Genomic DNA, 25,300 nt, shown 5'->3' with positions numbered 1-25,300 from the left:
TTGTTGCTAGTCGGAGATCTGACCCCGGTTAGGCAACTTTTGAGGCACAGTTCCTTGCAAAATCGGCGAAAACCGGGGTGCGACCGCGATTCTGCAAGGTGCAACGGCATTTGTTGCTAATCAGAGCTCTGACCCCGGTTGTAGGGGGCGGGCTTGGGCGGTAGGATTGCACCGGCTGGTACGATGTGTTTCCACAGGTGGGGCGGGGGTTTGTTACAATGGTCCACACGATCAAAAGGCGACCCAATCATGCTGCGCACTTCTTCTCTCTGCAAGACCCTGGCACTGTGCCTGCTGGCCCACGCGAACCTGGCCGGGGCCCAGCAATCCAAGCCGAGCGACGCGCCGCCGAAGCTCGAACGCATCGACGACGGCAACCTGGCGCCAGTCACCCCCGCAACCCCCGCGCCGCGCGCGAACGAGCCGAAGATCACCGAAAAACGCGAGGGCGGCCGGACCACGGAAGTGAAGGTCAAAACCGGCAAGAGCAGCTATACGATGAAGGGCACCAATCCCGCCGGCGGCAGTTCGACCGGCGACGCCGCCGGCTCGACCCTGCGGCCGCCCCAATGGACGGTCGGTGAATTCGACCTGAACAAGAAGAAAAAAGCCGCCAGCGAGGCCGCCGCCGACACCGAGGCGGCACCGGTGCCGCCACCGCCCGCGCCAGCCAAGTAATCCGCCCCATCCGCCCGCGCGCATGCCCTTGCGCGCGCGCACCGATATCGATCGACTCACCTTACCCTTCGCTTGCACATGGCAGTTTTTACCGCGGTCAGCCTGGATGACCTCACCTTGTTGTTGAAGAAGTTTCCATTAGGAAATGCCATCGCCATCAAAGGGATCAGTTCCGGCATCGAAAACAGCAATTTCTTCATCGAGACGGAGCGCGGCGAGTACGTGCTGACGATTTTCGAGAACCTCAGTTTTGCGCAGTTGCCGTTTTATCTGCAGCTGATGCGCCATCTGGCCGAGCGCGGCGTGCTGGTGCCGGCACCGGTGCCGGACGAGTCGGGCGAGCTGGTGGTGCCGCTGCACGGCAAGCCGGCCGCCATCGTCAGCAAACTCGAAGGCACGTCGCAAATGGCGCCGCAACCGGTCCATTGCGCGGCCGTCGGCGCGATGCTGGCCAGGATGCATCTGGCCGCGCGCGACTTCCCGCTGCAGCAGCCGAACCTGCGCGGCCTGGACTGGTGGAACGACACCACGCCGCTGGTATTGCCCTTCCTCGACGAGCGCAACGCCCACCTGCTGCGCGCCGAGATGCATTTCCAGAGCGCGTTCGCCGCTTGCGACCATTACCACCGGCTCGGGCGCGGCCCGGTCCATGCGGACCTGTTCCGCAATAATGTGATGTTCGTCGGCGAGCGCCTGACCGGCTTCTTCGATTTCTATTTCGCCGGCTGCGACACCTGGCTGTTCGACGTGGCCGTCACCGTCAACGACTGGTGCATCGACCTCGCTACCGGCGTGCTCGATAGCTCCCGCGTGCGCGCCCTGCTCGACGCCTATCACGCGGTCCGCCCGTTCACGGCCGACGAGCAGGCTGCCTGGCAACCCATGCTGCGCGCCGCCGCGCTGCGCTTCTGGCTCTCGCGCCTGTACGACCTCTACCTGCCGCGCGAAGCCGAAATGCTGACCCCGCACGACCCGACCCATTTCGAGCGTATCCTGCGCGAGCGCATCGCCACCCCTGCCCCGGAATTGTTCGCATGAGCCGCCTTCCCGCCATCACCGGATGGCTCTGGATCAAGCAGGGGTTCGCCCTGTTCCGCAAGCAGCCGGCGATCCTCACGATGCTGCTGTTCGCCACCCTGCTGTTCAGCCTGACCCTGAGCGCCATTCCCCTGCTCGGACAGATGATCACGATGGTGCTGGTTCCCTCGTTCAGCATGGCGATCCTGCAGGCCTGCAACCTGATCGGGCAGGACCAGCCGGTCACGCCCGGCGTGCTGCTCACGGGATTTCGCCAGCCGGCCTTACGCCGCCTGTGCAAGCTGGGCCTGATCTACCTGGGATTGTCGATCCTGCTCGGCGTGATGCTGGCGCTGATGATTTCGCCCGAATTCATCAAGCAGATGAGCGTGCCGCTGGCCGAGCGCGCCGCGCAAAAGATCAGCGCGGCCGACATGCAGGCGGTGCTGTTGACGGGCTTGCTGCAAAGCCTGGCGCTGCTGGCGCTGTGCTTCGCACCGCCACTGACGTACTGGCAGCAAATGTCACCGGGCAAAGCGATCTTTTACAGCGTCTTCGGCATCTTCGGGGCAATCCGCCCGTTCATGGTGATGCTGCTGGCGTGGAGCGCCATGTTTTTCGGCGCGTCGATCGTGGTCATGCTGCTGCTCGGCGACAGCCAGGGCGGGCGGATTGCCGTCATCTGGCTGATGCTGCAGTTCGTGCTGCTGCTGCAGTGCGCGATTTTCTGCAGCTACCGGCAGATCTTCGGCGACCCGTCGCTGCTGCCGAAAGAGGCGGCGCTCAAGTAGGAATGCAAATACGGACGCAAGCTGGTCGGCGCTGCGAGGAAGAAAGCCGGAGCTGGTGCTACTCCCGCTGAGCGCCAGTCCCATATGAATCGAGCGCCAGCAAAAGGCTGGCCCTGTGCTCACGCGCTACGGTTTGCCAGGATTCGCCAGTCAGGGCGCCTTCTATCGCCCACAAGAGATTGAGGCTGACACGTGCTCCGGAGCGCTTGGCCATCGCAAAGGCAGCAACTGATCCAAGCATTGTAAGGTGGTCCAAGGAGTGAATTCCTGCTGCCGCGAGGATGGCTGCTGACTTGGGGCCGAGGTTTGCCATGCGCTCGAGTTCGCGGATGGCATGGCCAGGCAGGAGCGACTCCTGGACCAGTCCAGACTCGACCATCGTCTTACTGGCACGAGCAGCGGCGATGATAGCGGCCTGAACCGCCGCCTTCGCCTGAGGACTATTCTTCCAACAGGTCGAACCAACAAGTGCGGCGGCCTTTTCCACAATGCCTTGGGCGTCTGCGGCGGCCAGTTGCTCCAGATCCGAATATCCCATCTGCTCAAGTCGAGCGATGACCGTCGGCCCGACCCCTTTGACTGCGCGAAGTATTTCTCGATCATTGACAGAAAACGGCATCGAAGGGATCGATTCTATAGCGGTGAGTGGTGCGTCATACAGATGGACGCTTATTAAGCTTGGCGCGCGTGACTTTGGCCAGAATGCCGGTCACTTTCACGGTCCAGATAGATGGTTGCGGTGCCATATTATGCTTTGCAATGGATAGGTCTTATTCTTCATGACGCACCAGACTAGCGCGCCACGCGTTCGAGCTTGGCGACCGACAGGTCGAGCACTTTCATGCCGGCCTTGCCGAAATTGATCTGGGCGCGCGCATTGCTGCCGCCTCCCTCGATATTGACAATCACCCCTTCACCGAACTTGGCGTGCTCCACCGATTCGCCGATGCGCCATCCGGGCCCGTTGCTGGCCGCTTTCTGCGTGATCTGCTGGGCGATCTTGTTGTCCGAGCCGCCGCTGCTGAATTTGGCGTCATCCCAGGCCGACTTCTTGTTGCCGAACCAGTGCGACTGCACGCGCGGCGATATCCATTTGAGCGCCTCTTCCGGCAGCTCGTCGAAGAAGCGCGATTTCATGTTGTAGCGGGTCTGGCCGTGCAGCATGCGCGTTTGCGTGAAGCTCATGTACAGGCGCTTGCGCGCGCGCGTGATGGCCACGTACATCAGGCGCCGTTCTTCATCGACGCCATCCATTTCGCGCGAGCTGCTCTCGTGCGGGAACAAGCCTTCTTCCAGGCCGGTGATGAACACCGCGTCGAATTCGAGGCCCTTGGCCGAGTGCACCGTCATCAGCTGCAGGGCGTCCTGCCCGGCCTGGGCCTGGGAATCGCCCGCTTCGAGCGAGGCGTGCGACAGAAACGCCGACAGCGGCGACATGATGGTGTTGAGCGGGATGTCGGCGTCGATGATCTCGGTGCCGTCGCCATTCAAAATCAGTTCGCCCGCGCTGGCCTGCGCCTTCGGTCCCAGGTAAGCCGGGGCGCCCTGGCCGAAGCCTTCTTCCTGCACGAACTGGGTGGCGGCATTGACCATCTGCTCCAGATTCTCGATGCGGTCGGCGCCTTCTTTTTCGTTCTGGTAGTGCTGCAGCAGGCCGCTGGCCTCGAGCACCACGCGCACCGTTTCGGGCAGCGCCAGTTGCTGGGTCTCGAAGCGGGCTCCTTCGACCAGTTTCACGAAACTGTTCAGCGAAGAGCCGGACTTGCCCGCCACGTAAGGCACCGCCGCGTACAGCGAAATGCCGTACTGTTCGGCGGCCGCCTGCAGCGCTTCGATCGAACGCATGCCGATGCCGCGCGTCGGGAAATTGACCACGCGCAAAAAGGCCGAATCGTTGTGCGGATTGTCCATCAGCTGCAGGTAGGCGATGGCGTGCTTGACCTCGGCGCGCTGGAAGTAGCGCTGGCCGCCGTACACGGTGTACGGCAGGCCGGCCGCGAACAGGGCGTGCTCGATCACGCGCGACTGCGCATTGGAGCGGTACAGGATCGCGATTTCGCGGCGCAGCGAGCCTTCAGCCATCAGGCTCTTGGCTTCCTCGATGATCCACTGCGCCTCTTCCAGGTCGGACGAGGCTTCGTAGATGCGCACCGGCTCGCCGTGGCCGGCATCGGTGCGCAGGTTCTTGCCCAGGCGCTTGCTGTTGTTGGCGATCAAATGGTTGGCGCTGTCGAGGATGTGGCCGTGCGAGCGGTAGTTCTGTTCCAGCTTGATCAGGTTCTCGACCCGGAATTCGCGCTCGAAGGCACTCATGTTACCGACATTGGCGCCGCGGAAGGCGTAAATGCTCTGGTCGTCGTCGCCCACGGCGAACAGCGCGCCGGCGATCTGCTGGCCCTGCCCCGCCAGCAGCTTGAGCAGCTTGTATTGCAGGTCATTGGTATCCTGGAACTCGTCGACCAGGATGTGCTTGAAGCGCGCCTGGTAATGCTCGCGCAGCGGCTGGTTGCGTTCGAGCAGTTCGTAGGCGCGCAGCAGCAGTTCGGCGAAATCGACCACGCCTTCGCGCTGGCACTGGTTGTCGTACAGTTCGTACAACTCGACCATCTTGCGTTCGATCGGGTCGTGCGCCTCGACCCGGTTGGCGCGCAAGCCCTGGTCCTTGGCGTTGTTGATGAAATACATCAGGTTTTTGGCCGGATACTTTTCGTCGTCGATATTGTTCGCTTTCAGCAAACGTTTAATCATCGACAGCTGATCCTGGGAATCGAGGATCTGGAAGGTTTGCGGCAGCGCAGCGTCGCGGTAATGGGTGCGCAGGAAGCGGTTGCACAGGCCGTGGAAAGTGCCGATCCACATGCCGCGCGTGCTCACCGGCAGCATGGCGGACAGGCGGGTCAGCATTTCCTTCGCTGCCTTGTTGGTAAACGTCACCGCCATGATCCCGGACGGCGACACCTGGCCGGTCTGGATCAGCCAGGCGATGCGGGTCGTCAGCACGCGCGTTTTGCCGGAACCGGCGCCCGCAAGAATCAGGGCGCTCTGCGGTGGCAGGGTGACGGCGGCGAGTTGTTCGGGATTGAGGTTGTGGAGGAGATTTTGCATACCGTGATTATACCGGCGCGCCGCCGCCGGACGGCGGCGGTTTCGCTGGCGAACGGGCCTTGTCAGGCGCCGGGGACGGCCTGGGCCGCGGGCGTGACCGTCAATTCAAGCGCCAGGCCGGGCTTGCCCTCGGCGCCGGGAATCTTGATGGCGCTGCTGGCGCCCAGCCGTGTCAGCATGCCCGGTTCGCTCACCAGCTTGCCGTTCTGGCTGATTTTGCTGCGGATGAACACCTGGTCGGTGCCGGCCGCGGTAATCGAAAAATCGCCGCTCCACACGCTCTCGCCCGCTCCCGAGCGCACCGAAAAGTCCGCCGGCGTGAGAATGTTGACATTCTGCGGCGCCGCGTCGCTCCCAACGCGCAGCGTCATGGCCACTGCGTAACCGGGCGTGGACTCGGCCCGTGCGGCCAGGGCGCCGAAGACGGTGACGGCGGCCAGCGCCGCTACCAGCATGCGTCCTGCCATGCGGCGCGAAGGGGTTGGTGAGGTTTGTTGCAGATGCATGATGCGCTCCTTGAGTGGGTGGCAGGATTGCCAGTGGCAGACGGACGGCGTGACGCTCACGCCGGCCTGGGTTTTCATCATCGCGCCGGCATAGGTGCGGCGCTGTGCCGGATGGCGCCGCATCACCAGCGCGTCGCAGGCCAGTTCCTGGTCGAAGCGAAAGCGCGGCGCGGCCAGGTGCACGAGGGGATTGAACCAGAAGGCGCATTGCATCAGCGCCAGCAAGATGTTGGCGGCGGCATCGGCGCGCTGCGCATGGACCTGCTCGTGGGCGATGATCAGCGCCTGTTCGGCGGCGCTGTAGCGCTGCTCGAAATCGGCCGGCACCACGATCTTCTGGCGCCACAATCCGAGCAGGGCCGGCCCGCCAGTCGTATGGGCGGCGTAGGCGAGGCCGCCACGCTCGGTCAGTGTGCCGAGGCTGCGCACGAAGGCGCGGTGGCTCAGGCAGAACAGGGACAGCGTGGCCAGCGCGCCGCAAGCCCATGCCAGCAGCAGCCAGCCGGTGAAACCAGGGTTGGCGGCGCTGAGCGCCTCCGTCGCGCTCCCCGCGGGCCCGAACGCCGGCAGCAGCACCAGCGCCTTTACCGGGGCGGCGAACAAGGGTTGCAGCGCGGCGGCGGCCATGGCCAGCGGGACGATCAGCCAGGCCTGGTAAGCCAGGCGGGCGTCGATACGCTGGCGCAGCGGGCGCCGCACCAGCAGCAGGAGCACAATGGCCGCGCTGGCGGAGATGGTCAGGCGCAGCAGCAGATCGGGCAGGCTATTGATCATCGTCGAGCTCTCCGATCAGGCGTTTCAGCTCGGCGATGTCGGTTTTGCTCAGTTTGCGGTGCTTGCCGAAATGGGCCACCAGCGGCGCGATGCGCCCGCCGAACAGGCGATCGAGCATGCCCTTGCTTTCGCTGGTGAGCCAGTGCTCGCGCTTGAGCACCGCCGTGTAGAGATAGCGGCGGCCTTCCTTCTGCGCGCTGACCGCACCCTTGTTGAGCAGCCGGTTGAGCAGCGACTTGATGGTCGCTTCCTGCCACTGGTGGCCGTTCACGAGCGCGGCCACGATATCCTCGGCCGGCATGGCGCGGCCAGCCTGCCACAGCACTTCCATGACCTTCGACTCGGCGTCGCTGATCGCGCCCGCTTGTTGTTCCATGCGCCACTCCCCTTATTAATTACACGTGTAATCGATCACTTATGATTACACGCGTAATCGCAAAGGTCAAGCCCGTGTTGCGGGCTTCATTGCTTATTTGCTTATTTGCGGCGGTAGACCGACACCAGCACGCTGGTGGGATCGTTGACGGACAGGGCGCCATCGTTGATGCAGTAGTCCAGCGGCGCGGGCAAGGCATCGATGCTCAGGCTGACGCAGTTGGCCTTCTTCGAGGCGGTCTTGGCGATCTTGTATTCATAGGTCATCGGCTGGGCGACGCTGTCGGCCAGCGACAGCTTGATCGTTTTTGCATCGATCACCATCTGGCTGCCCTGGAACCTGCGCTCGAGCTGCGCAAGCTGTTCGGCCGGGGCGTTATTTTTCTTCGCCTGTTCGAGCATCGGGGCCAGGTCGATCTCCCAGCTCCCCTTGATATCGACCGGGGCGGCGTGCGACTGGGCGGCGCACAGCACGGCAATGGCGGCAAAACCAACGCGTAGAGCTTTGTTCATGTTTTCCTTAACGGTGAGTCGATGGAGGTAGCGCTTCCTGCGCGCGACCGGAAGCGTGACCGCAAGCGGGGATCTAATCCATTGCACAATAGACATGCAATTAAGTTAACATATTGCAGCCCTTCGGCGCTGCGCGATCAATGGCGCCGGTAGAACTGGGTCATGCCGGCGGTGGGGTCCTTGACCTGCATGCCGCCGGCCACCAGACAGTACGCAATGGGACGCGGTGAGCCATCCATGAGCATCGTGGCGCAGTTATCCGTGCTCGACACCATTTTGTATTTGAGGGTGACGGCCTGCTGGCCGTCATAGCCGGCGACACTCAACTTGACCGCCTTCGCATCGATGGTCATGATGCCGCCGCGGAAGGTCTCCTCCATCGACGCGATCGCTTTCGCCGGCGCCTTCTTCGCTTTCATCTCCGCCACCATGGGCGCAAGGTCAATGATCCAGCGACCTGTGATATCGACCGGCGCGGCATGCGATGGAGCGATACACAAGACGGCAGTGGCCGCGAGACAAACGCTGATGAATTTTTTCATTTTTGCTTTCATGGTCAGATGGGGCGGCAACCCCGGCGCATCGCCGGAGGCGCCATTCTAAACCATTGCACATTCGACATATTTGGCTATTTGCCAAAAATAGTCAGACGGCTCAGCCCGCGCGGTCCCCTCGCACGGGCCGCGCCAGGCCCCTGGCGACCGCATCGCGCAGCACCTCGCGCATCACGCGCTCGGCCGCTTTGGCTTGCTGGTCCATTTCCCGTCCCAGTACATTCATCTGCTTGCCCAGCGCGTCCATCGGTTTGCCGGCTTCTTTCATCTGCTTGCCGATGGCATCCATCGGAGCGCGCGCATCGGCGAGCTTGCTGTGCTGGCGTTCCAGTTGCGCGTGCTGCTGGTCGAGCTGGCGTTCGATGTCGCCCAGCTTGACGTTGAGCTGGTCGCGTTTTCCCGACAACTGGGCGCGCGCGGCCCCGCTGGCGTCGTCGATCTGGCGCTCGAGCAGCACAATGTCGCGCTGCAAGCGGCCCTGCTGAGATGCCAGCGCCCCGATCAGACCGGTGATGCGCTGCGTTTCAGCGTCGTCGGGCCGATTGGCGCCCACAGTGCGTTCCATGTCGCGGCCCAGCTGTTCAACCACCTTGCCGTGCTTTTCCATCTCCTTGCCATGCACGTCCATCCGCTCGCCGAGGCGCTTGAGCGGCGCATAGGCGTCGGTCACCCTGGCGATCAGCGCAGGGTCCTGCACCACGTAAGCCTTGCCGCCCTGGCGGAACCACAGGAAATCGCCCTTGACGGTGTGCTTGGCGGCGTCGATGTCGTCGAAATCGCGGCTGTCGCCACTGAGCATGCCCTTGCGCTCGGCGCCCTGCACCAGCGCATACGACATCTCGCCGGCGCCCTTGGTGATGGTCACGGGAGGACGCGGCGGCATCGGTGGCATGGGTGGTACCGGCGGCACCGGCACATCCATCGATGCCGCGGGAAGGGCCGGGGTGGCGGGCGGCGCCGGGGGCACCGGTGGCACCGGAGGGATCGCCGGCGCACTATCGACGCGCGCGGTTTTGGCAAGCGGTAGCGGCGCTGTCTGCGCGTTTGCATAGAAGGCGGCGCAGGCGGCCGACAGGCCGAGAATCGGCAGCGCCATTTTCCAGTTGAGCGGTTCGGTATCCGGGCGTACCAGGCGTTTAATGCGGGACATAAGATTTCCTCCGTGAGCCCCGTGGGCGAGTTGAGGTGTGGAGAACTGGAACTGGTCCAGTTCGGATAATGCAAGCGCCAGACGCCGCGGTTCGCCGAGCATGCTTGCTGCTAAATCATCTGCGATCTGTTCGCGCTCGATCCGCACCCGGTGCGACAGCCACCACACCGCCGGGTGATAGAACAGCACGATTTCAATCGCGCTTTGAATCAGGTTGACCAGGTAGTCGAAGCGCTTGATATGCGCCATTTCGTGCGCCAGCAGGGCTTCCAGCAGGTCGGGCGGCATGCCGCTTACCAGCGACGCCGGCACCAGGATCACCGGGCGCCACCAGCCGGCCGTGACCGGGCTGGGCAAGTCGTCCACCAGCCCCAGCGCGACCTTGCGCGCCACGCCGAAACGCAGCGCCAGCCGGTCCACCCTCGCCTGCCAGGCGGCGTTGTGCGCATACCGGCCCGGCTGGCTGCGGCGCCGCACCCAGGCCAGGCCCAACATCAGGCGCAGCGCCAGCAGGCCGGCGCCGCAGCTCCAGAAAAACATCAGCAGGGGCAGGCGCTGCTGCAGCACCGGCTCCCAGGTGGCGACCTGCGCGGCCAGCATCGGCGCGTCGCCGGGCATGGCCGGCATGCCGATCGCAGCCAGCGGCAACATCGTCGTGACCGCCTGCGCGTCGAGCACGCGCTGCACCGTGCCGGCCAGCGGCAAGGCGGCGCACAGCAGCAGCGCGGCGCAGCCGACCGCGTAGCGCAGCTGGGGACGCGCGCCGCGCAGCAATCCCAGCACCATGGCGGCGAGGCAGCCGATCAGCAATCCCTGCCACACAAAATCGAGCAGCGCCCAGCCCAGGCTGGGCACGATAACGGCGAGCATGTCGTTCATGGGTGGGTTCCTGCGTGCATGGTCTCTCCGTCAAAGGGCCAATGTAGAATAAAATATCTAGATACTTTTGTCTAGAACTATTTTTCTACTTCGAGGGCAGCCGCGGGCGCGGAGTGCTGACGGTACTGTAGAGAACAGGCGGACCATGCTCCACCGGCAGGCGATGGGCGGTCGATTCGGGGGAACAGGCGACCAAAAGCCGTGGCTGGCACGTATGTGGTCGATGAGGCGGGCGAATTGCCACGCGCCGTGAATGTTCCACGGCCCATGTTCGCGATTGACGATGGCCCGCAAGGCGCGGGCCGACGCGGTTTGCTTAGTACAGCACAACCGAGCGGATCGACTCGCCGCTCTTCATCAGGTCGAAACCTTCATTGATGCGTTCGAGCGGCAGGCGGTGCGTGATCAGGTCGTCGATGTTGATCTTGCCTTCCATGTACCAGTCGACGATCTTGGGCACGTCGGTGCGCCCGCGCGCGCCGCCGAACGCCGAGCCTTTCCATACACGGCCCGTGACCAGCTGGAACGGACGGGTCGAAATCTCCTGCCCCGCCGCCGCCACGCCGATGATGATCGACTGGCCCCAGCCCTTGTGCGACGATTCGAGCGACTGGCGCATGGTGGTCACGTTGCCGATGCATTCGAAACTGTAGTCGGACCCGCCGTCGGTCAGCTGGATGATCGTGTCGACCACGTTTTCCACCTTGGACGGATTGATGAAGTGGGTCATGCCGAACTTGCGCGCCATCGCTTCGCGCTCGGGGTTCAGGTCCACGCCGATGATCTTGTCGGCGCCGACCATTTTCGCCGCCTGGATCACGTTCAGGCCGATGCCGCCCAGGCCGAACACCACCACATTGGCGCCCGCTTCCACCTTGGCCGTAAACAGCACCGCGCCCACGCCGGTGGTCACGCCGCAGCCGATGTAGCAGATCTTGTCGAACGGGGCGTCCGAGCGCACCTTGGCCAGCGCGATCTCGGGCACCACGATGTAGTTCGAGAAGGTCGATGTGCCCATGTAGTGGAAAATCGGCTTGCCGTCGATCGAGAAGCGGCTGGTCGCATCGGGCATCAGGCCGCGCCCCTGGGTCGAGCGGATCGACTGGCACAGATTGGTTTTCTGCGACAGGCAGAATTTGCACTGGCGGCATTCGGGGGTGTACAGCGGGATGACGTGGTCGTCCTTGCTCAGGCTTTTCACGCCCGGACCCACGTCAACCACCACGCCGGCGCCTTCGTGTCCGAGAATGGCGGGAAAAATCCCTTCCGGATCGGCGCCCGAGAGCGTGTAGTAGTCGGTATGGCAGATGCCGGTGGCCTTGATTTCGACCAGCACCTCGCCCTCGCGCGGGCCTGCCAGGTCGACTTCTTCAATCGTCAGCGGCTGGCCCGCCTTCCATGCAATCGCTGCCTTGGTTTTCATGTTGTTCCTGTCCCTCAGATGATCGGATCGCGCCGCGCGGGCGCACTTCCGCCATCATATCAAGCTGGAACCAAGCGTGCATCTTCCGTTCAAGCCGCGGCAAGCGCGTGCTGCTCCCACAGCGAGTGCAGCTGGCCGGTCAGGCGCAGCGGCATCAGGGGCTTGGGAATGACCCCGATCGCGCCCGCCTCGGCATAGCGCCGCACGTCCGCCTCCGATGTCAGGCCCGTCACGAACAGTGCCGGCGTCTCGGCCAGGTGCGGCATGCGGCGCAGCATGGCCAGGGTGGCGAGGCCGTCCAGTTCGGGCATCATCACGTCCAGCAAAATCAGGTCGGGCTTGAAATCCAAGGCCGCCAGCAGCGCTTCGCGCCCGGAGCCGCAGTCGCGCACCTCGAATTTGCCGATCACCTCCAGCACCAGCTTGGCCGTGGTGCGCACATGCAGGTCGTCTTCGACGTACAGGATGGTCTTGAGGCCGTTGTTCATGCCGGTGTCCATGCCTAATCTCCCGCCGTCAGGCCGGGTGCAATCCCGAGCATGGTCGAAATGGTGCTCCACAACTGGCGCGGCGAGGTCCATGGCTTGGGCAGGAAGGCGCGCACCGGGTCGCGCGCGTCGGGCAGGCGCGCCGAGTACACCAGCAGGGGCGTCGTCAGCAGCTCCGGCAGCAGCGCGCGGCCGTCGCCGTCGGACAGGCCGGGATCGAGCACCACCAGCGAATACAGTTGCGTGCCAAGCAGGCGGCGCGCCTCGGCGATGGTGGCCACGTGGGTCACGCGCGCTTCCGGCTGCAGGAGCGTGGCCAGCACCAGCGCGGTCTTTTCATCGCTGTCGATGTGCAGCACGCGCGGCACACTGCGAGCGCCGCCCTCATGGTCGCCCGGGCCGGCATCGGCCGCGCAGCCGAGTACCAGCGGCGCGTCCATCAAGGGCGCGGTCAGGCGCGGTGCCTCGTCGTCCAGGGGAAAGGCAAAACCGACCTCGCGCCGCCGCGGGGTGTGGGAAAACAGGGTGCGACGCTCTTTGGCCACCACTTGCGGGCCAGCGTCGGAAATGCAGAGTTTGTAATTAGCGGTCGCTTTCATGACGACCTCCTTTCTGAACCGTTTCGATCGACATCCTGCATCGCACGGCGCGGCAATAGCGCAAGCGTGGCGGCATCAGGGGAACAATCGGCGGAGTTGGGCCGAAAACATCTATCGGCCGCAGGGGAAAGGCGGCGCTGAAAAGGGGCGGACAGGAGCGGGTCAGGGCTCAGTCGCGCAACAACCATATGAAGAAATGCAAGTCACAGCACCAAGTGTAGCAAAGTTTTGCTCTACGGGAACAGTGTGCAAGATTTTTATTTCGAAAGCGTCCGCAACACGCAACGCCTTCGCGTCATATCACTTCGATTTGAGACGACTGGCAAAACCGGCATGCAAACTGTTCAACGTTTCTTCGGCCGCCAGCAGCTGGTCGGCCACTTCGTTGATCTTGCGCCGGCTCGAACGCGCGTGGTCGCGCATCACCTCGAAGGCGGTGTTGCGGTCGGTCTGGAATTTGCCCATCAACAGGCCCACGGCCAGGCTGGTTTCGCGTCCGGCGGCCAGGGCGGCGTTCAGGTTCAGTTCCGTGCGGCGCAGCTGGCGGATATCGTCGGCGCGCGCAAGACCTGCCTCGAAGGCCGGCATCAGGCGCTCGGCGTCGACCGGCTTGACCAGATAGCCGAGCGCGCCGTAGGCGGCGGCCTGCTTGCTCGATTCGCTGTCGCCGATGGCCGACAGGAACATGAATGGCACCGTGGTGTGGGTCTTGAGGTGGTGTGCCAGTTCCAGCCCCGTCATGCCGGGCATGGTGATGTCGAGCAGCGCCATGTCCGGCTCCCCCGCGACGATCTGCTGCAGCGCTTCTTCGCCGGACGACGCGGTCACCGTGTCGTAGCCGGCGTGGCCGATGACTTCATTGAGAAACTGCAGGAGCAGCGGATCGTCGTCGACGATGAGGATGCGGCGTTTCGCGACAGGGGCGGAATTTGGCACGGAAGTCCTTTTACGCTATGAGGAAGTGTGAAAAGATTATACGGCCCCGGTCACGTTCGCGCACGTTTTCCGCTGTGCGCCGAACAAGGCGTCGAACTGGCGCGCGGCACAAGTCGGATCGGCGCTGCCGTAGACCGATGTAATCGCCGCCACCATGTCGGCGCCGCGTTCGACCAGCGGCACGGCGTTACGCGGTGTCATGCCGCCGATGACGACCAGCGGCAGCGCGATCTGGCTGCGCGCTTCCAGCAGAATATCCGGCGCGGTGGTGAAGCTGTAGCGCTTGACCGGCGAGGGATAGAAGCCGCCGAAGGCCGCGTAGGTGGCGCCATCGCGTTCGGCCGCGCGCGCCAGTTCCAGGTCGCCGTAGCAGGAGGCGCCGACGATCTTGCCCGGTCCCAGGGCGGCGCGCACCTGCGCCACGGAAGCGTCGGTGCCGCCCACGTGCACGCCGTCGGCGCCCAAGGTCAGGCACAGGTCGAGGTGGTCGTTGATGACCAGCGGACGGCCGTAGCGGCGGCACAGCGCCAGCAATGCCGCGCCCTGGCGCCGGCGCAGATCCGGGCTGGCGTCCTTGTGCCGGTACTGGACCAGCGCCACCCCGCCATCGAGGGCGGCGCGGGTGCAGTCGAGCAGGCGTTCGGTATCGTCCCAGTTGGGGGTGACCAGGTAAAGTCCGCGCATGGGGAGTGTCGCTTTCAGTTTCATAGTAAGGAAGGTAAGCGCTGTGGAATGCGCTGCCCGGCGCCGATCGCGAACGATTGCGCCAGGCTTTGATGGGTATAGGACTGGCCGCGTTCGAGGGCGTCGAACATCGATTCGCCCAGCGCCAGGCGGGCCGCAATCGCCGCTGCCAGGGTGCAGCCGCTGCCATGAAATTCGCCGGGCAGGCGCGGCCAGCGCCACTCGTGCTCCCGGTTCCCGCCACGCCAGCGGTTGACGACATCCGGGCCGTCGCCATGGCCGCCGGTGACCAGCACATGCGGGCATGCGACCTGGCCAAGCGCTTCCGCTTCGCGCAGGTTCGGCACCACCAGCGTGGCCACGGCCAGCAGGGGCATGAGCGCCGCCAGGGCGTCGCCGCGCGCCAGCGCATCGCCATGGCCGCTGGCCAGCACCGGGTCGAGCACCACCGGCAGCGCGGGATGACGCTGGCGCAGTTGATTGACCAGCGCGGCAATCGCCTCGGCGTTGGCGCGGTTGCCGGGGATGCCGAGTTTGACGGCTTTGACCTCGACCGTGTCGATCAGCGCCTGCGCCTGGCGCGTCAACAGGGCGCAATCGACCGGCACCACGTCGTGGACGCGGTTATGGTCCTGCACCGTCAGCGCGGTGACCACCGGCAGCGCGTGCGCGCCCTGGGCCGCGATCGCGGTCAGGTCGGCGGCGATGCCGGCGCCGCCCGACGGATCGAGTCCGGCGAACACCAGCACCGTCGGCATGAACGCGCCCTGCCCTGTCACGCGACTTTGCCGGCCACCGGCGAGGACGGCACGGCGGCGAAGCGCTTGGGCATGCGTCCGGCCAAAAAGGCTTCGCGTCCGGCCTGCACCGCCAGCCGCATGGCGCCGGCCATGCGCACCGGATCGCGCGCGCCGGCAATGGCGCTGTTCATCAACACGCCGTCGCAGCCCAGTTCCATGGCAATCGCCGCGTCCGACGCGGTGCCCACGCCGGCGTCGACCAGCACCGGCACCTTGGCCTGCTCGATGATCAGGGACAGGTTCCAGGGATTGAGAATACCCATGCCCGAGCCGATCAGGGACGCCAGCGGCATCACCGCCACGCAGCCGATTTCTTCCAGCAGGCGTGCCTGGATCGGGTCGTCGCTGCAGTAGACCATGACGTCGAAGCCGTCCTTGACCAGCGCTTCGGCCGCGATCAGCGTTTCAGGCATGTGCGGGAACAGGGTCTTTTCGTCGCCCAGCACTTCGAGCTTGACCAGATTGCGTCCGCCCAGCAGCTCGCGCGCCATTTGCAGGGTGTACACCGCATCTTTCGCGTTGTAGCAGCCGGCCGTGTTGGGCAGGATCGTGTACTGGTCGGGCGGCAGCACGTCCAGCAGGCTGGGAGCGTTGCGGTCCTGGCCGATGTTCACGCGGCGGATCGCCACGGTGACGATTTCGGCCTGCGCAGCGTCGGTCGCCTCGCGCGTTTGCGCCAGGTCGCGGTATTTGCCGCTGCCGACCAGCAGGCGCGAACGGTATGTTTTGCCTGCGATGGTGAGGACGTCGTTGCCGGCCCCGTTGTTATCGTTCATGTTCATTGTCGATTCCTTATCTGTCAGCCGCCGCCGATGGCGCGCACGATCTCGATTTTGTCCAGCGCCAGCACCGCGCGTTGCGGCCATTGCTGGCGCGGCACCACCTGGCGGTTAACCGCCAGCGCCATGGCCTGCCCGGGCGGCAGGCCAAGTTCCTCGACCAGGTCGAGCAAGGAAGCACCCGGCGCCACGCGCCGTGCCTCGCCATTCACCTCGATCTCGATCACGGTCACACCTTTTTATAGAGCTCACCGCCCTGGCGCACGAATTCGATGGCTTTCACTTCCATCCCCTGGCGCAGCGCGCTTTGTTCGCTCACGTTCATGGTGGCGGCGTAGTCGCGCACTTCCTGGGTGATCTTCATCGAGCAGAAATGCGGTCCGCACATCGAGCAGAAATGCGCCACCTTGGCCGAATCCTTCGGTAAGGTCTCGTCGTGGAACTCGCGCGCCTTGTCCGGATCGAGGCCCAGGTTGAACTGGTCGTCCCAGCGGAACTCGAAGCGCGCTTTCGACAGCGCGTTGTCGCGGATCTGCGCCCCCGGATGACCCTTGGCCAGGTCGGCCGCGTGGGCTGCGATCTTGTAGGTGATGATGCCGTCCTTGACGTCATCCTTGTTCGGCAGGCCCAGATGCTCCTTGGGCGTGACGTAGCACAGCATGGCGGTGCCGTACCAGCCGATCATGGCCGCGCCGATGCCCGAGGTGATGTGGTCGTAGCCGGGCGCGATGTCGGTCGTCAAAGGTCCCAGGGTGTAGAACGGCGCTTCGCCGCACTGGTCCAGCTGCAGGTCCATGTTCTCTTTAATGAGCTGCATCGGCACGTGGCCCGGGCCTTCGATCATGACCTGCACGTCGTGCTTCCAGGCGACCTGGGTCAGTTCGCCCAGGGTCTTCAGTTCGGCCAGCTGGGCTTCGTCGTTGGCGTCGTAGATCGAACCGGGACGCAGGCCGTCGCCGAGGCTGAACGAGACGTCGTACGCCTTCATGATGGCGCAGATGTCTTCGAAGTGCGTGTACAGGAACGATTCCTTGTGATGCGCGAGGCACCACTTGGCCATGATCGAGCCGCCGCGCGAGACGATGCCGGTCAGGCGCGAGGCCGTCATCGGCACGTAGCGCAGCAGCACGCCGGCGTGGATGGTGAAGTAATCGACGCCTTGCTCGGCCTGTTCGATCAGGGTGTCGCGGAAGATTTCCCAGGTCAGGTCTTCGGCCTTGCCGTTGACCTTTTCCAGCGCCTGGTAGATCGGCACGGTGCCGATCGGGACCGGGCTGTTACGGATGATCCATTCGCGCGTTTCGTGAATGTGCTTGCCGGTCGACAGATCCATGACGTTGTCGGCGCCCCAGCGGATCGCCCAGGTCATTTTTTCGACTTCCTCGCCGATCGACGAGGTCACGGCCGAATTGCCGATGTTGGCGTTGATCTTGACCAGGAAATTACGGCCGATGATCATCGGCTCGGCTTCCGGATGGTTGATGTTGGCCGGGATGATGGCGCGTCCGCGTGCGATTTCCTCGCGCACGAATTCGGCGCTGATGGTGTCCGGGATGCTGGCGCCGAACGACTGGCCCGGGTGCTGGCGGCCCAGCAGCTGCGCGCTGCGCTTGCCCATCGGGCCGGACGCTTCGAGCTCCTGCAGGTATTCCTGGCGGCGCAGGTTTTCGCGGATCGCGACATATTCCATTTCAGGCGTGATGATGCCGCGGCGCGCGTAGTGCATCTGCGTCACGTTGGCGCCAGCCAGCGCGCGGCGCGGGGTGCGCTGCAGCTGGAAGCGCAGCGCGGCCAGCGCCGGATCGTCCAGGCGCGCCTGGCCGTAGGCCGAGCTGGGGCCGGCCAGTTCTTCGGTGTCGCCGCGCTCCAGAATCCACGGCAGGCGCGGGGTGCCGAGACCCGAGCGGATGTCGATCTTCGCTTCCGGATCGGTGTACGGGCCGGACGTGTCATATATATACACGGGCGGATTCGGTTCCGCGCCGAACGAGGCGGCGGTATCGGACTGGCTCACGGCGCGCATCGGCACGCGCAGGTCGGCGCGGCTGCCCTGGGCATAGACTTTACGGGAATTCGGGAAAGGCGCGATGGCGGCTTCGTCCACCGTGGCGGTGGCGGAATCGAATTTGAGCGGGGTTTTAAGCGGTGCGTTCATGTGGCTCCATTGCGTGCAGGAGCCAGCAAAGGAGTAGGAGCGGCCGGGATGGCAGCCGTGACGGCGCATCCATGGAACTCACTGGCTTCCCTTCGCTGGCATTATCCAGATCAGGTTCAGAGGGTGTTTCTCACCCGCGCATCGCATTGCGACTTGCAGGACCCCTAGCGTGTGCCGCCTTGCGGCAGCGAGCGTAATTATACCTGTTGATCGGCCGGACAAGATGGCTTTTTCGGCACGTCCGGCGCAGTGATCTGCCACAAGACCCGCGCGCACCGGAGTGGGACACTGAACAATCGTGGAGCGCGGATGGCATGCCTGGCACGATTGCCGTTCAGGCCACATGAATCCCGTGTAAGGCGCAAAACAATATCACCAATTCTCACATCCGGCAGTGAGCACACGGCGGAAATCGTGACTTTCGGTACAAAACAACAGTTGCCTGACGCGCAAAATAACTTGTTTGATTGCTCTAATCGTTTCCCAATACACTTAATCTCTGGTCCCATGGGCACGCCAGTCAACAACGCCTGCGGCACCCTTGAAACGATCATTCCGGAGAACTGCCATGATGCATACCAAGCCTGAAATGTCCCCGATCGCCAGCGCGGTCAAATTGTTGTTGGCCAGCGTCGCCGCCGGCGTCGTCACGCATGCCTCCGCGGCCGCGGACACGACCCGCGTGATCGTTGCGTTCAAGCCGGGCAAGGCAGCCATCGTCAAGGCGGCGGTATCGGGCGCCCACGGTGCGGTCAAGCACGAGATCCACGGCATGAACGCGATGGCGATCGAGGTGCCGGCCAAAGCCCTGAACGGACTGCTGCGCAATCCGAACGTCGAGTACATCGAGGAAGACGTGGTGCGCAAGGCGTTCGCCCTGACGTCGGCGTCCACCGGCACGCCTTATGCGACCGGCCAGCTGGTGCCGTACGGGATCAAGCTGGTGCAAGCCGACCTGCTGCCGGACGCGAACGCCGCCAACCGCAAGGTGTGCATCATCGATTCCGGCTACGACCGCGCCCACGAAGACCTGAGCGCCAACAGCGTCGCCGGCGAATACGATGCCGGCACCGGCAACTGGTACACCGACGAAAACCATCATGGCACGCACGTGGCGGGCACCGTCGCGGCCATCAACAACAGCGGCACCGGCGTGGTGGGCGTGAACGCGAACCGGCTTTTGAAACTGCACATCGTGAAGGTGTTCGGCGCGGCCGGCTGGGCCTATTCCTCGTCCCTGGCGACGGCCGCCAACAAGTGCGGCAGCGCCGGCGCCAACGTGATCAGCATGTCGCTCGGCGGCGGGCGCCCCAGCAAGACCGAGCAGCGCGCCTTCGATGCGCTGGCCGCCAAGGGTGTGCTCAGCATCGCCGCGGCGGGCAACGATGGCAACACGGTGGTCTCCTACCCGGCCGGCTACGGCAGCGTGATGATGGTCGGCGCGCTGGACGAGAACAAGGCCTGGGCCAGCTTCTCGCAATACAACAGCAAGGTCGAAATTTCCGGCCCCGGCGTGGGCGTGCTTTCGACCGTGCCGATGAACAGCGGCTCCACGCCGGCACTGACTGTGGGCGCCACCGTGTATGCGCCGGGGTCGATGGACGGCTCGCCCGTGAAAACGGCCACCGCGCCGCTGGCCGACTTTGGCCTGGGCGACAAGGTCAACGCCGCCGTCTCGGGCAAGGTCTGCCTGATCGCGCGCGGCACCATCGATTTCGCCACCAAGGTCGCCAACTGCCAGAACAGCGGCGGCGTGGGCGCGGTCGTGTACAACAACGTGGCCGGCGCCTTTACCGGCACGGTCGGCACGGCCACGCTCATTCCATCGGTGTCGGCATCAAGCACCGAGGGCGCGCAGCTCAAGACCCAGCTGGGCCAGAGCGCCACGGTGGCGGTCAAGCCAGCCAGCTACGCCTACTTCGACGGCACCTCGATGGCGACCCCGCACGTGTCGGCGGTGGCGGCACTGGTGTGGAGCTACTTCCCGACCTGCAGCGGCGCCCAGATCCGCACATCGCTCGGCAAGAGCGCGCTCGACCTGGGCACGGCGGGACGCGACACCAAGTACGGTTTCGGCCTGGTACAGGCAAGGGCCGCCCACGACCGCATCAAGTTGATGGGTTGCGGGAATTGATCTGACGCGGGACCTTGCGGAGATGGTACGCTGGTAGACTTTTGTTTATCCGGGGCGCCTGGCGCCCCTACCATCTCCGGGCAAGTATGACGAAAAAGATTTTGCTGTTAAGCGTTTCCGCCGGCGCCGGCCATATGCGCGCGGCCGAAGCGATCCGCGCCCACGCGGCGGCGGCGCCGGGCGGCATCGAAGCCACCCATCTGGACGTCATGGATTACGTGACGTCCGGCTTTCGCAAGATGTACACCGAGTTCTATCTGAAGCTGGTCAACAAGGCGCCGGCGCTGTGGGGCTACCTGTACCAGGCCAGCAACGATGCGCGCCCGGACAGCACCATGCAGCAGTTGCGGCGCGGCCTGGAACGCCTCAACACGCGCGCGCTGATGCAGGCCATCGAGGACGCCCGGCCGGACGCCATCGTCTGCACCCACTTCCTGCCGGCCGAGATTCTGGCGCGTGCGATCCGCAAGCGCGGCTTCACCTGCCCGGTGTGGGTGCAGGTGACCGACTTCGACCTGCACCGCATGTGGGTGCACGAGAACATGGCCGGCTACTTCGCCGGCAACGAGGAAGTCGCCTACCGCATGCGGCGCTGCGGCATTGCGCCGGAACGCATCCACGTCACCGGGATTCCGATCATGCCCGCGTTCGGGCAGGTGCCTGATCGCGCCGCGTGCGCGCGCGAATTCGGGCTCGATCCGGACACCACCACCTTTTTGCTGATGGGCGGCGGCGCGGGCCTGGGCAGCCTGGAGACCGTGGCCGAACGCTTGCTAAGCCTCGACGGCACCTTCCAGCTGATCGTGTTGGCCGGTAAGAACGCCAAGGCACTGGCCGCGCTCAAGCTGCTCGAAGCGCGCTATCCGGGACGCCTGCTGGCGCAGGGCTTTACCAATCACGTGGAGCGCCTGATGGCCTGCGCGGACCTGGTCATCACCAAGCCGGGCGGGCTGACAAGCTCGGAATGCCTGGCCATGGGGCTGCCGATGATCGTCAATTCGCCGATTCCGGGGCAGGAGGAGCGCAACGCCGACTACCTGCTCGAACAGGGCGTCGCGCTCAAGGCGGTCGATGGCCCGACGCTGGAATACCGCATTGCCCACCTGCTGGCGCATCCCGGCCAGCTGGCCGCCATGGGCGAACGCGCGCGTGCGCTGGGCCGCCCGCATGCGGCCGGCGATGTCCTGGCCCAGGTGCTGGGCCAGCCGGCATGAGTGCACGAAGACCGATTACCATGAACGCCACCTACCTGACCAACACTGAAGAACGCCTCATGACCACGACCAGACTATTCTTGTGCGCGGCGCTGTCCGCCGCCTGCGCCGGCGCTTACGCGGACGCCGGCATCGACACCGCCAAACTGACCGAGACGGCGGTCGCCATCGCCGACGTCAGCAAGGCCGGCCAGCCCGGCAAGGCCTTCATGGCCGCCACCATCATCAACGCGCCCGTGCCGAAGCTGTGCGCGATGATCCAGGATTACGCGGCCTACCCGAACTTCATGCCCAACGTCGAGAAGGTGGCGGTGCTGCGCAAGGATGACGCATCGCAGGTCGACATGACGCTCAAGCTCCCGCTCGGGAAGGTCAAGAAATACCGCCTGCGCATGGAACCCAAGGTCTCCGCCGCACAGTGCCAGCTATCGTGGAAAATGCTGCCTTGGGAAGGTTTGAAGGCCGAGGAAGCGATCGCCGACACCACCGGCTACTGGCTCCTGGTGCCGCACGGCGCGGACAAAAACAAGACCATCGTCAAGTACATGGTGTACACCGATCCGGGTCCGGTGCCGATGGGACTGGGCTGGATCGTCGACAGCATGAGCCGTGGCAGCATGCCCAAGACCCTGGAAGCGCTGCGCCAGCGCGCCGCGGCGCAATAACTGTCCGCCGCCCGGCCGGTATTCCCGGCTGCGGCTGGGCGGCAGTCCTCTATAATGAACGTTTTCGCAAAAATACACGACAAACCATGGAATTAGACAAATCTTTCGAGCCCGCCGACATTGAACGATTCTGGCGCGCGGAGTGGGAAAAGCGCGGCTACTTCGCCGCGACCACCGACGCCGACAAGCCGTCGTTTTGCATCCAGCTGCCGCCGCCGAACGTCACCGGCACCCTGCACATGGGCCATGCGTTCAACCAGACCATCATGGATGGCCTGACCCGCTACTACCGCATGCGCGGCTTCAATACCGCCTGGGTTCCGGGCACAGACCACGCCGGCATCGCCACCCAGATCGTGGTGGAGCGCCAGCTCGATGCGCAGAAAGTCTCGCGCCATGACCTGGGCCGCGAGAAGTTCGTCGCAAAAGTCTGGGAATGGAAAGAAAAGTCCGGGAACATCATCACCGGCCAGATGCGCCGCATGGGTACGTCGCCCGACTGGTCGCGCGAATACTTCACGATGGACGAACCGCGCTCGAAAGTCGTCACCGACGTCTTCGTGCGCCTGTTCGAGCAGGGCCTGATCTACCGCGGCAAGCGCCTGGTGAACTGGGACCCGAAACTGGGCACCGCCGTGTCGGACCTGGAAGTGGTATCGGAAGAAGAAGACGGCTCGATGTGGTACATCCGCTATCCGTTCGCCGACGGCAGCGGCCATCTGACGGTGGCCACCACGCGTCCTGAAACGCTGCTCGGCGACGTCGCCGTGGCGGTCGATCCGACCGACGAGCGTTACGAGGCGCTGGTCGGCAAGATGCTCAAGCTGCCGCTGACGGATCGCGAAATCCCGATCATCGCCGACGAATACGTCGACAAGGCCTTCGGCACCGGCTGCGTGAAGATCACCCCGGCGCACGACCTGAACGATTATGCGGTCGGCCAGCGCCACAAGCTGCCGATGATCTGCGTGATGACGCTCGACGCGAAAATGAACGAGGAAGCGCCCGAAGTTTACCGTGGCCTGGACCGTTTCGTGGCGCGCAAAAAGATCGTGGCCGACCTCGATGCGCAAGGGCTGCTGCAGGAAGTCAAACCGCACAAGCTGATGGTGCCGCGCGGCGACCGCACCGGCGTGGTCATCGAGCCGATGCTGACCGACCAGTGGTTCGTGGCCATGACCAAGCCGGCGCCGGAAGGCACCTTCTTCCCGGGTAAATCGATCGCGGAAGTGGCGCTCGACAAAGTCGCCCAGGGCGAGATCAAGTTCGTGCCGGAGAACTGGAACACCACCTACAACCAGTGGCTCAACAACATCCAGGACTGGTGCATCTCGCGCCAGCTGTGGTGGGGCCACCAGATTCCGGCGTGGTACGACGACGCCGGCAATATCTTTGTCGCCAAGACCGAGGAAGAAGCCAAGGCCAAGGCGCTGGCGGCCGGCGTGACGGCGCCGCTGCGCCGCGACGACGACGTGCTCGATACCTGGTTCTCGTCGGCGCTGGTACCCTTCTCCACCATGGGCTGGCCGGAAGAGACGGTCGACCTGAAGACCTTCCTGCCGTCGTCGGTGCTGGTGACGGGCTTCGACATCATCTTCTTCTGGGTTGCGCGCATGGTCATGATGACCGCGCACTTCACCGGCAAGGTGCCGTTCGAGACCGTGTACGTGCATGGCCTGGTGCGCGATTCGACCGGCCAGAAGATGTCCAAATCGAAGGGCAACACGCTCGACCCGATCGATCTGATCGACGGCATCGACGTGGAAGCATTGGTCGAGAAGCGCACCACCGGCTTGATGAATCCGCGCGACGCCGAAAAGATCGCCAAGGCCACGCGCAAGGAATTCCCGGAAGGGATCGCGGCCTACGGCACCGACGCGGTGCGCTTCACGATGGCCAGCTACGCTTCGCTGGGCCGCAACATCAACTTCGATCTGGGCCGCGCCGAGGGTTACCGCAACTTCAACAACAAGCTGTGGAACGCCACCCGCTTCGTGCTGATGAACACCCAGGACAAGGATTGCGGCGTGCCGGCCGATGCCGACCTGTCGCAGGGCGACCGCTGGATTTTGTCGACCATGCAGCGCGCCGAAATGGAAGTGATCAAGGGCTTCGACGACTATCGCTTCGATAACATCGCCTCGGCCATCCACAAGTTCGTGTGGTACGACTACTGCGACTGGTACCTGGAAATGGCCAAGGTCCAGATCCAGCACGGCACCGAAGGCCAGCAGCGCGCCACCCGCAATACCCTGCTGCGCGTGCTGGAAGTGATCCTGCGCCTGGCGCATCCGATCATCCCGTTCGTGACCGAAACGCTGTGGCAGACCGTCGCGCCGCTGGCGGGCAAGCAGCTCAACCCGGCCGGCGACTCGATCATGGTGCAGCCGTATCCGGAAGCGAATCCCGCGCTCATCGACGAGCGCGCGGAAGAGTGGATGGGCCAGCTCAAGGCGCTGACCGATGGCACCCGTACCCTGCGCGGCGAGATGAAGCTGCCGGAGTCGATGCGCGTGCCGCTGATCGTGGAAGCGGCCGATGCGGCCGGCCGCGCGCGCCTGGAAAGCTATGCGGCTTATGTCCAGACCCTGGGCAAGCTGTCGGAAGTAAATATCGTCGACACCTTGCCGGAGTCGCCCGCGGCCGTGGCGGTGGTGGGCGCGACCAAGCTGATGCTCAAGGTGGAGATCGATGTCGCTGCCGAGCGTGAGCGGATGTCGAAGGAAATCGGCCGCATCGAAGGCGAGATTGCCAAGGTGAACGGCAAACTGGGCAACGAAAGCTTCGTGGCGCGCGCGCCTGAGGCGGTTGTAGTGCAGGAAAAAGAGCGTCTGGTCAATTTCTCGGCCACGATCGAAAAATTGCGCGAGCAGTTGGCCAAGCTGCCGAAGGCGTAAGGCGCCGTGTAGCGCGCTTCAAGTCGCGCACTCCATCTCCCCGCGCCAGCGCCACACCCGGCGCGGGGGGCATGTTCATGCGAGCGCCGCGCGAGCCGGCGCGTTCCTGATTCGTTCCGCTTCGTCGGCGTTCAGCGTCGACCGATTCCCTGTTGCCCGGTCCGGCGCGTGTGCGCACGAGCGG

23 protein-coding genes and 1 riboswitch are annotated in these 25,300 nt (G+C 64.5%); of the genes, 7 read left to right on the top strand and 16 right to left on the bottom strand.

Annotated features, from left to right (window positions below):
- The first annotated feature begins 249 nt into the window (after positions 1-249).
- From CR152_RS07520 to CR152_RS07510, 3 genes are all read left to right on the top strand, one after another.
- A complete protein-coding gene (locus CR152_RS07520; protein WP_099874354.1) occupies positions 250-678 on the top strand; it encodes a hypothetical protein in 429 nt (142 codons plus the stop codon).
- A 78-nt stretch (positions 679-756) separates the two neighbouring features.
- A complete protein-coding gene (locus CR152_RS07515) occupies positions 757-1,716 on the top strand; it encodes a homoserine kinase (RefSeq protein WP_099874353.1) in 960 nt (319 codons plus the stop codon).
- Positions 1,713-2,486, top strand: coding sequence for a BPSS1780 family membrane protein (locus CR152_RS07510; RefSeq protein ID WP_099874352.1), 774 nt, complete (start codon positions 1,713-1,715; stop codon positions 2,484-2,486). Before CR152_RS07515 ends, CR152_RS07510 begins: the two co-directional genes overlap by 4 nt.
- Positions 2,487-2,544: 58 nt before the next feature.
- On the opposite strand, the gene CR152_RS33780 is transcribed toward CR152_RS07510, so the two are convergent.
- The 16 genes from CR152_RS33780 to thiC all read right to left on the bottom strand — a co-directional run bounded on the left by CR152_RS33780 (position 2,545) and on the right by thiC (position 18,206).
- The gene (locus CR152_RS33780; protein WP_208640089.1) at positions 2,545-3,105 is read right to left on the bottom strand and encodes a TfoX/Sxy family protein; all 561 of its coding nucleotides are present in this window, start codon (positions 3,103-3,105) and stop codon (positions 2,545-2,547) included.
- Positions 3,106-3,278: 173 nt separating this feature from the next.
- Positions 3,279-5,591: a UvrD-helicase domain-containing protein gene (locus CR152_RS07495; protein WP_099874351.1), complete on the bottom strand. Its 2,313-nt coding sequence runs from the start codon at positions 5,589-5,591 to the stop codon at positions 3,279-3,281.
- 62 nt (positions 5,592-5,653) lie between these two features.
- Positions 5,654-6,871, bottom strand: a complete 1,218-nt coding sequence (locus tag CR152_RS07490; RefSeq protein ID WP_099874350.1) for a M56 family metallopeptidase — start codon at positions 6,869-6,871, stop codon at positions 5,654-5,656.
- Complete coding sequence (locus tag CR152_RS07485) at positions 6,861-7,247, bottom strand: BlaI/MecI/CopY family transcriptional regulator (RefSeq protein WP_099874349.1); 387 nt, start codon at positions 7,245-7,247, stop codon at positions 6,861-6,863. The genes CR152_RS07490 and CR152_RS07485 overlap by 11 nt, the downstream gene beginning before the upstream one ends.
- 101 nt (positions 7,248-7,348) lie before the next feature.
- Positions 7,349-7,759: a hypothetical protein gene (locus tag CR152_RS07480; protein WP_099874348.1), complete on the bottom strand. Its 411-nt coding sequence runs from the start codon at positions 7,757-7,759 to the stop codon at positions 7,349-7,351.
- A 137-nt stretch (positions 7,760-7,896) separates the two neighbouring features.
- Positions 7,897-8,301, bottom strand: coding sequence for a hypothetical protein (locus tag CR152_RS07475; RefSeq protein ID WP_099874347.1), 405 nt, complete (start codon positions 8,299-8,301; stop codon positions 7,897-7,899).
- A 112-nt stretch (positions 8,302-8,413) separates the two neighbouring features.
- A complete protein-coding gene (locus tag CR152_RS07470) occupies positions 8,414-10,342 on the bottom strand; it encodes a M56 family metallopeptidase (RefSeq protein WP_099874346.1) in 1,929 nt (642 codons plus the stop codon).
- A 316-nt stretch (positions 10,343-10,658) separates the two neighbouring features.
- The gene (locus CR152_RS07465) at positions 10,659-11,765 is read right to left on the bottom strand and encodes an S-(hydroxymethyl)glutathione dehydrogenase/class III alcohol dehydrogenase (protein ID WP_099874345.1); all 1,107 of its coding nucleotides are present in this window, start codon (positions 11,763-11,765) and stop codon (positions 10,659-10,661) included.
- 89 nt (positions 11,766-11,854) lie between these two features.
- Entirely contained in the window at positions 11,855-12,265 is a 411-nt protein-coding gene (locus CR152_RS07460) for a response regulator (protein WP_208640088.1), read from the bottom strand.
- A 2-nt stretch (positions 12,266-12,267) separates the two neighbouring features.
- A complete protein-coding gene (locus tag CR152_RS07455; protein WP_099874344.1) occupies positions 12,268-12,852 on the bottom strand; it encodes a response regulator transcription factor in 585 nt (194 codons plus the stop codon).
- Between the two features lie 300 nt (positions 12,853-13,152).
- The gene (locus tag CR152_RS07450) at positions 13,153-13,788 is read right to left on the bottom strand and encodes an ANTAR domain-containing response regulator (protein WP_099874343.1); all 636 of its coding nucleotides are present in this window, start codon (positions 13,786-13,788) and stop codon (positions 13,153-13,155) included.
- Between the two features lie 36 nt (positions 13,789-13,824).
- Positions 13,825-14,472 (bottom strand): thiamine phosphate synthase, encoded by a 648-nt coding sequence (gene thiE, locus CR152_RS07445; protein WP_099874342.1) that lies wholly within the window; start codon positions 14,470-14,472, stop codon positions 13,825-13,827.
- 20 nt (positions 14,473-14,492) lie between these two features.
- On the bottom strand, positions 14,493-15,230 hold the full coding sequence (gene thiD / locus CR152_RS07440) for a bifunctional hydroxymethylpyrimidine kinase/phosphomethylpyrimidine kinase (protein ID WP_099874341.1): 738 nt from the start codon (positions 15,228-15,230) through the stop codon (positions 14,493-14,495).
- Positions 15,231-15,247: 17 nt separating this feature from the next.
- A complete protein-coding gene (locus CR152_RS07435; RefSeq protein WP_099874340.1) occupies positions 15,248-16,054 on the bottom strand; it encodes a thiazole synthase in 807 nt (268 codons plus the stop codon).
- Positions 16,055-16,071: 17 nt separating this feature from the next.
- The gene (gene thiS, locus CR152_RS07430; protein ID WP_099882074.1) at positions 16,072-16,278 is read right to left on the bottom strand and encodes a sulfur carrier protein ThiS; all 207 of its coding nucleotides are present in this window, start codon (positions 16,276-16,278) and stop codon (positions 16,072-16,074) included.
- 2 nt (positions 16,279-16,280) lie between these two features.
- Complete coding sequence (gene thiC, locus CR152_RS07425) at positions 16,281-18,206, bottom strand: phosphomethylpyrimidine synthase ThiC (RefSeq protein ID WP_099874339.1); 1,926 nt, start codon at positions 18,204-18,206, stop codon at positions 16,281-16,283.
- Between the two features lie 70 nt (positions 18,207-18,276).
- Positions 18,277-18,382, bottom strand: a riboswitch (TPP riboswitch).
- A 392-nt stretch (positions 18,383-18,774) separates the two neighbouring features.
- On the opposite strand from thiC, the gene CR152_RS07420 reads away from it, so the two are divergent.
- From CR152_RS07420 to CR152_RS07405, 4 genes are all read left to right on the top strand, one after another.
- Positions 18,775-20,340, top strand: a complete 1,566-nt coding sequence (locus CR152_RS07420) for a S8 family serine peptidase (RefSeq protein ID WP_099874338.1) — start codon at positions 18,775-18,777, stop codon at positions 20,338-20,340.
- Positions 20,341-20,426: 86 nt separating this feature from the next.
- Positions 20,427-21,554, top strand: coding sequence for an MGDG synthase family glycosyltransferase (locus tag CR152_RS07415; protein ID WP_229413306.1), 1,128 nt, complete (start codon positions 20,427-20,429; stop codon positions 21,552-21,554).
- Positions 21,555-21,574: 20 nt separating this feature from the next.
- The gene (locus tag CR152_RS07410) at positions 21,575-22,219 is read left to right on the top strand and encodes an SRPBCC family protein (RefSeq protein WP_229413305.1); all 645 of its coding nucleotides are present in this window, start codon (positions 21,575-21,577) and stop codon (positions 22,217-22,219) included.
- Between the two features lie 86 nt (positions 22,220-22,305).
- Complete coding sequence (locus CR152_RS07405; RefSeq protein WP_099874337.1) at positions 22,306-25,116, top strand: valine--tRNA ligase; 2,811 nt, start codon at positions 22,306-22,308, stop codon at positions 25,114-25,116.
- Positions 25,117-25,300: the final 184 nt, after the last annotated feature.

The organism is Massilia violaceinigra (genome assembly GCF_002752675.1).
In the GTDB taxonomy this organism is placed as follows: Bacteria; Pseudomonadota; Gammaproteobacteria; order Burkholderiales; family Burkholderiaceae_D; genus Telluria_A; species Telluria_A violaceinigra.
Note: the sequence above shows the minus strand (reverse complement) of the source record. Positions and strands in the feature narration are given on the sequence as shown.